The sequence below is a fragment of the Kitasatospora sp. NPDC058190 genome (assembly GCF_042883685.1).
Classification (GTDB): Bacteria; Actinomycetota; Actinomycetes; order Streptomycetales; family Streptomycetaceae; genus Kitasatospora.
Genome location: NZ_JBHVVI010000193.1, coordinates 1 through 11592 on the forward strand (window position 1 = coordinate 1; position 11592 = coordinate 11592).

1 protein-coding gene is annotated in these 11592 nt (G+C 74.4%); it reads left to right on the forward strand.

Annotation, left to right across the window (positions count from 1 at the left end):
- Positions 1-11592 (forward strand): amino acid adenylation domain-containing protein (locus ACFVWU_RS42540; protein ID WP_387631582.1); only part of this gene is annotated, 11592 nt, incomplete at both ends.

Consider the following 11592-nt stretch of genomic DNA (forward strand, 5'->3'; position numbering starts at 1 on the left):
GGCTCAACCCGGTCCGGTCGCTCTCCCACCACCCGCTGTTCCAGGTCATGCTGGTGCTGCAGAACAACGCCCGGGCCGAGTTCGCCCCGCCCGGCCTGCGGGTCGGCGAGGTGGAGCTGACCACGACCACGTCCAAGTTCGACCTGGTCCTCTCGCTGGCCGAGCGGCACGCCGAGGACGGCGCCCCGGCCGGGATCGACGCGTTCGTCCAGTTCGCGACCGACCTGTACGACCCGGCCACCGTCGAGACGATGGTCGCGCGCCTGGTCCGGCTGCTGAGCGCGGCCGTCGCCGACCCGCAGCGGCGGCTCGGGCGGCTCGACGTGCTGTCCGCCGAGGAGCGCCGCGAGCTGCTGCCCGCCGTCGAGGGCGGGGCGGCCACCGGGAACGTGCTGGAGGCCTTCGCGGCGCGGGTGGCGGCCACCCCGGAGGCGGTGGCGCTGGTCTCCGCCGGCAGGCAGGTGACGTACCGTCAGCTGAATGCCTGGGCCAACCGGTTCGCGCACTCGCTGATCGCCCGGGGGGTGGCCGCGGAGCAGCTCGTGGCGCTCTCGCTGCCGCGATCGGTGGAGTTCGTGGTGGCCGTCCTGGGCGTGCTGAAGACGGGCGCCGCCTATCTGCCGGTGGACCCGGGGTATCCGCAGTCGCGGATCGCGTTCATGCTGGCGGACGCGCGGCCGAGCGTGGTGGTCGACGACCCGGCGACGGTGGCCGAGGTGGCCGAGGTGGCCGAGGCGCCGCAGTGGCCGGAGACCGATCCGGTCGTCGCGGTGGACGTCCGGACCGCGGCGTACGTGATCTACACCTCCGGCTCGACCGGCCGGCCCAAGGGCGTGGTGGTGAGCCACGCGGGTGTGCCGTCCATGGTGGCGGTCCAGGTCGAGCGGCTCGGCCTCGACGCCGACAGTCGGGTGCTCCAGTTCTCCTCGCCCAGCTTCGACGTCTCGGTGTGGGACATCCTCGGCGCACTGCTCACCGGTGCCACCCTGGTGCCGGCGCCCGCGACCGAGCCGGTGGCCGCGCTGACCGACCGGAGCCTCGCACTCACCCACGCGACGGTGCCACCGTCGGTGCTGGCCGCGCTGTCGCCGGACGCGGTGGACGTGCCGACGCTGACGGTGGCGGGCGAGGCCTGCCCGCCGGAGCTGGTGACGCGCTGGGCGGCGGACCGGCGGATGTTCAACGCGTACGGCCCGACCGAGGCCACGGTCGTCGCGACGATCAGCGAGCAGCTGACGCCCGGGTCCGGCGTGCCGCCGATCGGCCATGTCGTCGCCGGGCTCCGCGGCTACGTGCTGGACCACCGGCTGGGCGTGGTTCCGCCGGGCGTGACCGGGGAGCTGTACCTCGCCGGCCCGGGCCTGGCCCGCGGCTACCTGAACCGGCCCGGGCTCTCCGCCGTACGCTTCACGGCCTGCCCGTTCGGACCGGCCGGAGAGCGGATGTACCGCACCGGCGACCTGGTACGTCGACGCGCCGACGGCCAGCTGGAGTACGTCGGCCGCACCGACGACCAGGTGAAGGTCCGCGGCTTCCGGATCGAACTCGGCGAGATCGAGAGCGCGCTCGCCGACCACCCGCGGATCGGCCGGGTCGCGGTGATCGCCCGCAAGGACCGGGCGGAGGACACCCGCCTGGTCGCCTACCTGGTGCCCGCCCCCGGGGCGGAGCTCCACCCGGAGGAGCTGCGGGCGCACCTGCGCGAGCGGCTGCCGGACTACATGGTGCCCGCCGCGTTCGTCACCCTCGACGTCCTGCCGCTGAACGCCAACGGCAAGCTCGACCGGCGCGCCCTGCCCGAGCCCGAGTTCACCGTGTCCCGTAGCGGCCGGGCACCGCGCACCCCCCAGGAGCAGGTGCTCGCCGGGCTGTTCGCCGAGGTGCTCGGCGTGCCACAGGTCGGCGTCGACGACGACTTCTTCAGCCTGGGCGGGCACTCCCTGCTGGCCACCCGGCTGGTGGCCCGGGTCCGCGCGACCCTGGGCGTCGAACTGCCGCTGCACACCCTGTTCCGCGACCCGACGGTGGCCGGGCTGGCCTCCGGCCTGGGCGGCGCCGACCGGGCCCGACTCGCCCTGGAGCGGGCCGAACGGCCCGAGCTGGTGCCGCTGTCCTCCGCCCAGCGGCGGCTCTGGTTCCTGCACCAGCTGGAGGGCGCCGGGCCGATCTACAACATCCCGCTGGCCTGGCGCCTCTCCGGGCCGCTGGACCGGGCGGCCCTGGCCGCCGCGCTCGGCGACCTCGTCGACCGGCACGAGACCCTGCGCACGGTCTTCCCGGCGGTCGACGGCGTGCCGTACCAGAAGGTGCTGGCCGCTGGCGCGGTCCGGCCCAAGCCGCCGGTCACCCCGGTGGACGAGGCGGACCTGCCCGAGCTACTCGCCGCGGCCGCGGTGCGCGGCTTCGACATCGCGGCCGAACCGCCGCTGCGGGCCGAGCTGTTCGAGCTTTCGGCGGATGAGCACGTGCTGCTGGTGGTGATGCACCACATCGCCGGTGACGGCTGGTCGTTGGGCCCGCTGGCCGCCGACCTGGCCACCGCGTACGCGGCGCGTCGCCGGCACGAGGAGCCGCAGTGGGCGCCGCTGCCGGTGCAGTACGCCGACTACTCCCTGTGGCACGACCGGCTGCTCGGGGACCCGGCCGACCCCACGAGCCTGTCCGCCCGGCAGACGGCGTACTGGACGGAGCGGCTGGCCGCACTGCCCGAGCAGATCCGGCTGCCCGCCGATCGCCCCCGCCCGGCGACCACCTCCTACCGGGGTGGGCACCTGACGATCGACCTGGACCCGGAGCTGCACGGCGCGCTGGTGAGCCTGGGCCGGGAGCACGGGGCCAGCGTCCACATGGTGCTCCAGGCGGCGCTGGCGGCGCTGCTGGACAAGCTCGGCGCGGGCACGGACATCCCGGTCGGCAGCCTGATCGCCGGCCGGACCGACCAGGCGCTGGACGACCTGGTCGGCTTCTTCGTCAACACCCTGGTGCTGCGCACCGACACTTCGGGCGACCCGAGCTTCGCCGAGCTGCTGGGCCGGGTCCGGGAGGGCGCGCTCGGTGCGTACGCCCACCAGGACCTGCCGTTCGAGCACGTCGTCGAGGCCCTCAACCCGTCCCGGTCGCTCGCCCGCCAGCCGCTGTTCCAGGTGCTGCTGGCGCTGCAGAACGTGCCGCGCACCGAGTTCGCGCTGAGCGGCCTGGACGCCGAGATCCTCCTGGTGCGGACGCCCACGGCGATGTTCGACCTCGGCTTCCACCTGCTGGAGCGCGGCGGCACCGGCGGGGCGGCCGAGGGCATCGTCGGCCGGGTCGAGTACAGCACCGACCTGTTCGACCACGCCACGGTGGAGGCGCTGGTCGACCGCTGGCTGCGGCTGCTGGCGGCGGTGGTCGCCGAGCCCGGCCGGCCGCTCAGCCGGATCGACGTGCTCACCGCCGAGGAGCGGCACGAGCTGCTGGTCGCCCGCAACGACACCGCGTGCCCGGCTCCCGCCACCACCCTGCCGGCGCTGTTCGAGGCGCAGGTCCGGGCGACCCCGCAGGCCGAGGCGGTGGTGTTCGAGGACACCGTGCTGACCTACCGCGAGCTGAACCGCCGGGCCAACCGCCTGGCGCACGCGCTGATCGCGCGCGGGGTGGGGCCGGAGCAGGTCGTCGCCCTGCGACTGCCACGCTCGGCCGAGCTGGTGGTCGCCGTCCTCGCGGTGCTCAAGACCGGCGCGGCGTACCTGCCGGTCGACCCGGACTACCCCGCCGCCCGCATCGACTACATGCTGGTGGACGCCCGCCCGGCCGTGGTGCTCGACGACCTCGCGGCCGTCACGCCGGCCGACGAGCAGCCGGAGCACGATCCGGCCGTCGCCGTGGACGCGCGCCACCCGGCGTACGTCATCTACACCTCCGGCTCCACCGGCCGGCCCAAGGCCGTGGTGATGCCCGCCGCCGGACTGCTGAACCTGCTGGAGTGGCACCACAAGGCCGTCGGCGGCGAACCCGGCACGCGCACCGCCCAGTTCACCGCGATCAGCTTCGACGTATCCGTTCAGGAGCTGCTCTCCGCGCTGCTGTACGGCAAGACCCTGGTCGTGCCGACCGAGGACCAGCGCCGCAGCGCCGAGCTGTTCGCGCACTGGCTGGACCTGCACCGGGTCGGCGAGCTGTTCGCCCCCAACCTGGTGGTCGAGGCCCTGGCCGAGGCCGCCGAGGAGGCCGGGCTGGAGCTGCCCGACCTGCGACTGGTCGCCCAGGCCGGCGAGGCGATGCGCCTCGGCGGTGCCGTACGCCGGTTCCAGGCCCGCCGACCGGGCCGGGTGCTGCACAACCACTACGGCCCCGCCGAGACCCATGTGATCACCGCCTACCCGCTGCCGGCGGACCCGGCCGACTGCCCGCTCCCGGTGCCGATCGGCCGTCCGATCGACAACTGCCAGGCGTACGTGCTGGATTCGGCGCTGCGGCCGGTCGCCCCCGGCGTACTGGGGGAGCTGTACCTCGCCGGGACGGGCCTGGCCCGCGGCTATCTGAACCGGCCCGGGCTCACCGCCGGGCGCTTCGTCGCCAACCCGTACGGCCCGGCGGGCGCGCGGATGTACCGCACCGGCGACCTGGTGCGCTGGCGCGCCGACGGCGAGCTGGAGTTCGCCGGTCGGGTGGACCACCAGGTGAAGGTCCGCGGGTTCCGGATCGAGCCGGGTGAGATCGAGGCCGAGCTGACGGCCCACCCGGGCGTCGCCCAGGTGGCCGTACTCGCCCGCGAGGACCGGGGCGAGACCAGGATCGTCACGTACGTGGTGCCCTCGGCGCACAGCCCGGCCACCGCCGCCGCGCTGACGGCGTACCTGCGCGACCGGCTGCCCGACTACCTGGTGCCGTCCGCGTTCGTCCTGCTGGACGCGCTGCCGCTGACGCCCAACGGCAAGCTGGACCGCGCCGCGCTGCCCGCGCCCGATCCGACGGGAGCCACCGGCGGCCGGGCACCGCGCACCCCGCAGGAGCAGATCCTGTGCGAGCTGTTCGCCGAGGTGCTGGGCCTGCCGCAGACCGGGGTCGACGACGACTTCTTCGACCTGGGCGGGCACTCGTTGCTCGCCACCCGGCTGGTGTCACGAGTCCGGGCGACCCTCGGGGTCGAACTGGAGCTGCGCGACCTGTTCCGCACCCCGACGCCGGCCGGGCTGGCGGCCGGGCTGCACGACGCCGCCTCCGCGCGGCAGGCCCTGGTACCCCGGCTCCGCCGCGAGCCCATGCCGCTGTCGTTCGCCCAGCGCCGACTCTGGTTCCTCCAGCAGTTCGGGGCACCGAGCGCCACCTATCACCTGCCGTTGGCGCTGCGGCTGACCGGCGACCTCGACCGGGCCGCGCTGAGTGCCGCGCTCGCGGACGTGGTGGCCCGGCACGAGACCCTGCGCACGGTCTTCCCGCACACCGCGGGCGTCCCGCAGCAGCGGGTGCTGAACGCGGCCGAGGCGACCGTCCCGCTGACGGTGCGCGCGGCCGGTGAGGCCGAGCTGCCGGCCCTGCTGCGCGAGGCGGCGGTGCGCGGATTCGACCTGACCTCGGAAGTGCCGCTGCGCGCCGAGCTGTTCGCGCTCGCGCCGGACGAGCACGTGCTGCTGCTGGTGATGCACCACATCGCCGGCGACGGCTGGTCCATGGGACCGCTGGCCCGCGACCTCGCCGCCGCCTACGTCGCCCGGCGCGGTGACGGGGCGCCCGAATGGCCGCCGCTGCCGGTCACGTACGGCGACTACACCCTGTGGCAGCACGAGATCCTCGGCGACGAGCGCGAAACGGACAGCGTCTTCGCCTGCCAGGTCGCCTACTGGACCGAGGCGTTGGCGGGGCTCCCCGAGCAGCTGCGGCTGCCCGCCGACCGGCCGCGCCCGGCCGCCGTGTCGTACGGCGGCGACCTGCTGGAACTCCGGATCGACGCCGAACTGCACGCCGCTCTGGCGGAGTTGGCGCGGCGTTCGGGTGCGAGTCTGTTCATGGTGCTGCAGGCGGCGTTGGCGGCGCTGTACACACGCTTGGGTGCGGGGACGGACATTCCGATCGGGAGCCCGATCGCAGGGCGCACGGACGAGGCGCTGGACGATCTGGTCGGGTTCTTCGTCAACACGCTGGTGCTGCGCACGGACACGAGTGGTGATCCGAGTTTCGCCGAGCTGTTGGGGCGGGTGCGGGAGACCGCGCTGTCGGCGTACGCGCACCAGGACGTGCCGTTCGAGCACCTGGTGGAGGTGCTGAACCCCTCCCGGTCGCTGTCGCACCACCCGCTGTTCCAGACCATCCTGGCCGTGCAGAACGCGCCGATGGGCCGGTTCTCGTTGCCCGGCCTGGACGTCGCCACCTACGCGGTGGCCACCGGGACCGCCAAGTTCGACCTCGGGGTGAGCCTCGTCGAACAGTTCGGTCCGGACGGAAGCCCGGCCGGGATCGTCGGCGCGGTCGAGTACGCCACCGACCTGTTCGACCGCTCGACGGTCGACGCCCTCGCCCGGCGCTGGACGCTCCTGCTGGAGGCGGTCACCGCCGATCCGGAGCAGCCGATCGGGCGGATCGACCTCCTCGACGCCGACGAGCGGCACCGGCTGCTGGAGCGGGGCAACGAGACCGCCCGCGAGGTGGGCGCCGTCCCGGTGCCGGATGCCTTCGCGGCGCAGGTCGCGGCCACCCCGGACGCACTCGCACTCGTCTGCGGTGACACTGAGTTGACGTACCGTCAGCTCAGTGCAAGGGCGAACCGGTTCGCGCATGCGCTGATCGCGCGGGGTGTCGGCCCGGAGCAGGTGGTGGCGGTGGCGCTGCCGCGTTCGGTGGAGTCGGTGGTGGCCGTCCTCGGTGTGCTGAAGGCCGGGGCCGCGTACCTGCCCGTGGATCCGGCGTACCCGCAGGCGCGGATCGCGTTCATGCTCGACGACGCCAGGCCCTCGGTGGTGGTCGACGACCCGGCGATGGTGGCCGAGGCCGCCGCGTGGCCGGACACCGATCCCGTCGTCACGCTCGACGTCCGGCAGCCGGCGTACGTGATCTACACCTCCGGCTCGACCGGTCGCCCCAAGGGCGTCGTGGTCGGCCACGGCGGCGTGGCGAGCCTGGTCGCCGGACAGATCGAGCGGTTCGCGATCGAACCCGACAGCCGGGTGCTCCAGTTCGCCTCGCCCAGCTTCGACGCCTCGGTGTCGGAGATCTACACCGCCCTGCTGCGCGGCGCGGCCCTGGTGCTGCCCCCCGCGGCCGAGCCGCTCGCCGCGCTGACCGACCCGGACCTCGCGGTCACCCACGTGACCGTGCCGCCGTCCGTCCTGGCCGCCGTGCCGGAGGGTTCGGTGACCGTGTCGACGCTGGTCGTGGCGGGCGAGGCGTGCCCGCCGGAGCTGGTGGAACGCTGGGCGCCGGGCCGCCGGATGATCAACGCGTACGGCCCGACGGAGACGACGGTGTGCGCGACGATGAGCGACCCGCTGTCCCCGGGGGCGGGCGTGCCGCCCATCGGCCGCCCGATCACCAATGCCCGGGTGTACGTGCTGGACGAGCGGCTGCGGCCGGTGCCCCCGGGCGTGCCCGGTGAGCTCTACGTCGCGGGTGCCGGTCTGGCGCGCGGCTACCTGAACCGGCCGGGCCTGACGGCCGGACGGTTCGTCGCCTGCCCGTTCGGCCCCGCGGGCGCCAGGATGTACCGCACCGGCGACCTGGTGCGCTTCCGCACCGACGGCCAGCTGGAGTACGTCGGCCGCGCCGACGACCAGGTGAAGGTGCGCGGCTTCCGCGTCGAGCCCGGCGAGGTCGAGGCGGCGCTGGCCGAGCACCCCGCCGTCGCCCGGAGCGCCGTCCTGGCCAAGGACGACCGGCTCGTCGGCTACATCGTCCCGCGCCAGGACACGGCCCGGGACAGCAGCCTCGAAGCGGACCACGTGGGCGAGTGGCAGGACATCTACGACGCCCTGCCCATCGCTCCCGAGGAAGCCGCCTTCGGCCAGAACTTCGTCGGCTGGAACAGCAGTTACGACGCCAGCCCGATCCCCGTCGAGCAGATGCGGGAATGGCGGGACGCCACCGTGGCCCGCATCCTCGCCCTGCGCCCCCGCCGGGTCCTGGAGGTCGGCGTCGGCACCGGACTGCTGCTCTCGCAGATCGCACCGCACTGCGAGACCTACTGGGCGACGGACTTCTCCGCCACCGCGATCGACGCGCTGACCGCCCAGGTGGCGCGACAGGCGGACCTGGCCGAGCGCGTGGTGCTGCAGACCCGGCCGGCCCACGACACCGACGGGTTGCCGGCCGGGCGGTTCGACACCATCGTGATCAACTCGGTGGTGCAGTACTTCCCGTCCGCCGACTACCTCGCCGACGTAATCGGGAAGCTGATGGGGCTGCTCGCCCCCGGTGGCGCGCTGTTCGTCGGCGACGTCCGCAACCTGCGACTGCTGCGCCCGCTGGCCACCGCCGTCCAGCTGCACCGAACCGGTGACGGCGGCGACCTCGCCGCGGTGCGCCGCGCGGTGGAGCAGGCCGTCCGGGTCGAGAAGGAACTCCTGGTCGACCCGGACTTCTTCACCGTCCTGCGGGAGCGCGGCGCCGACATCGGTGCGGTGGCCGTGGAGGTCAAGCGCGGCCGCCACCACAATGAGCTGACCCGCTACCGCTACGACGTGACGCTGCACAAGCAGCCGGCCGTACCGGTCCAGCCGCTGGACCTGGCATGGGGCCGGGACGTCGCCGACCTCACGGAGCTGCGCGAACTGCTCGGGCGGCCCGGCACCGGCCCGGTGCGCCTCACCGGGGTCCCGAACCGCCGCGTCGCACGCGAGGCCGAGCTGGCCCGGGCGGTGCGCAACGGCGACGGCACGCTCGCCGGGCTGCTGGAGCGGCTGCACGGCCCGGACGACGGCGGCCTGCCCGACCCGGAGGACTTCCACGCCCTCGGCGGGGAGCTCGGCCGCCGGGTGGACCTCACCTGGTCGGCCGACGCGCCCGAAGCCCTCGACGTGCTCTTCACCGATGGACCGGCGGACGCACCCGTCGAGGCCTACCGGCCGGTGCGGCCGACCGGCACCGCGTTGTCGTCGCTGACCAACCGCCCGACCGGCAGCCGGGGCACCGGTGCCCTCATCGGTGAACTCCGCGACTGGCTGCGCGGGCGGCTGCCGGACTACCTGGTCCCGTCGGCGTTCGTGGCGCTGGAGGCGCTGCCGCTGACGGCCAGCGGCAAGCTCGACCGCCGCGCGCTGCCCGCCCCCGACCTCGGCTCGGCCGGAGCCGGTCGGGCGCCGCGCACCCCGCAGGAGCAGCTCCTCGCCGAGCTGTTCGCCGAGGTGCTCGGGCTGGCGCAGGTCGGAGTGGACGACAGCTTCTTCGACCTGGGCGGGCACTCCCTGCTGGCGACCCGCCTGGCCTCCCGGGTCCGCGCGACCCTCGGCGCGGAGCTGGAAGTCCGGACGCTGTTCGAGCTGCCGACCGTGGCCGGGCTGGCGGCCCGCCTCGACGGCTCCGGAACGGCGCGGCCCGCGCTGACCGCCCAGCCGCGCCCCGAGAGGGTGCCGCTCTCCTTCGCCCAGCGCCGCCTGTGGTTCCTGCACCGGATGGACGGGCCGAGCGCCACCTACAACATGCCGCTCGCGCTGAGCCTGACCGGCGCCCTCGACCGCGCGGCCCTGCACGCCGCGCTGGCGGACGTGGTCGCCCGGCACGAGAGCCTGCGGACGGTCTTCCGCGAGACGGACGGCGTGCCGTACCAGGTCGTGCTGAGCGCCTCGGAGGCGCACCCGGCACTGCCGGTGGTCGAGCTCGAAGAGAGCCGGCTGGCCGAGCGGCTGGCGGAGGCGGCCCAGCGCGGCTTCGATCTGGCCGCCGAGCCGCCGGTCCGGGCGGAGCTGTACGCGCTCACGCCCGACCGGCACGCGCTGCTGGTCGTGGTGCACCACATCGCCGCCGACGGCTGGTCGATGGGCCCGCTCTCCGGTGACCTGGCCGCCGCCTACGCGGCCCGCTGCCGGGGCGAGGAACCGCAGTGGTCCCCGCTGCCGGTGCAGTACGCCGACTACACCCGCTGGCAGCGCGACCTGCTCGGCGACGCCGCCGACCAGGACAGCCTGTTCGCCCGGCAACTGGCCTACTGGAAGGACGAGCTGGCCGGGCTGCCGCAGCAGCTGCAGCTGCCCGCCGACCGGCCCCGGCCGCCGGTGGCCTCCCAGCTCGGCGGCCGGGTCACGGTCCGGCTGGACGCCGAACTGCACCAGGCGCTGCGGGACCTGGCCACCGCGCGCGGCGCCAGCATGTTCATGGTGCTGCAGGCCGGCCTCGCCGCGCTGCTCACCCGGCTCGGTGCCGGCCCGGCCATCCCGATCGGCAGACCGATCGCCGGGCGGTCCGACCAGGCGCTGGACGAGCTCGTCGGCTTCTTCGTCAACACCCTGGTGCTTCGCACCGACACGGGCGGCGACCCCGGCTTCGCCGAACTGCTCGGCCGGGTGCGGCAGAAGGCGCTCAGCGCGTACGACCACCAGGATGTGCCGTTCGAGTACCTGGTCGAGGTGGTCAACCCGGTGCGGTCGCTGGCGCATCACCCGCTGTTCCAGGTCATGCTGGCCCTGCAGAACGCGCCGCTCGGCGAGTTCGCGCTGCCGGGGCTGGAGACCGGCCACCTGGAGGCGCCGACCGGGACCTCGCGGGTCGACCTGACGTTCAGCCTGGCCGAACAGTTCCGCCCGGACGGCGGCTTCGACGGCCTGGTCGGCGCGGTGGAGTACGCCACCGACCTGTTCGACGCCCCCACGGTGGAGCTGCTGTTCGACCGCTGGGCACGGCTGCTGCGTGCGGCGGTCGCCGACCCCGACCTGCCGGTCAGCCGGATCGACATCATGTCGGGCGAGGAACGCCGTCGGCTGCTGTCCGAGTCCAACGGCGCCCCGGTCGAGCTGCCCGAGGCCGCGGTGCCGGAGCTGTTCGCCCGTCAGGTGCGGGCCACCCCGGACGCGGTGGCCGTTGTGGCGGGCGGCACCGAGCTGACCTACCGGGAACTCGACCTGCGGGCCAACCGCCTCGCGAGGGCACTGATCCGCCAGGGCGTGCGGCCGGAGACGCCGGTCGCGGTCATGCTGGACCGCTCGGCGGAGCTGGTCGTGGCGATCCTGGCGATCATCAAGGCCGGCGGCGCCTACGTGCCGCTCGACTCGCGCTTCCCGTCGTCCCGCATCGACCTGATCCTGCAGGAGACCGCGGCCGCGCTGGTGCTCACCGAGGAGGTGCTGACCGCACTGATCCAGGCCGAGCCCGACTCGTCCGACGTGGAAGTGCCCTGCGACCCACGGCAGTTGGCGTACATCATGTACACCTCCGGCTCGACCGGGCGGCCGAAGGGCGTCGCCGTCACCCACCGCGACGTGGTGGGCCTCGCGCTCACTCCCGAATGGCGGGGCGGCGGACACGAGCGGGTGCTGATGCACTCCCCGACGGCCTTCGACCTCTCGACGTACGAGCTGTGGGTGCCGCTGCTCAGCGGTGGCCGGGTCGTGGTCGCACCGCCCGAGCGGCTCGACCTCGACCTGTTGCAGCACACGATCACCACCCCCGGGGTGACCGGACAGTGGCTGACGG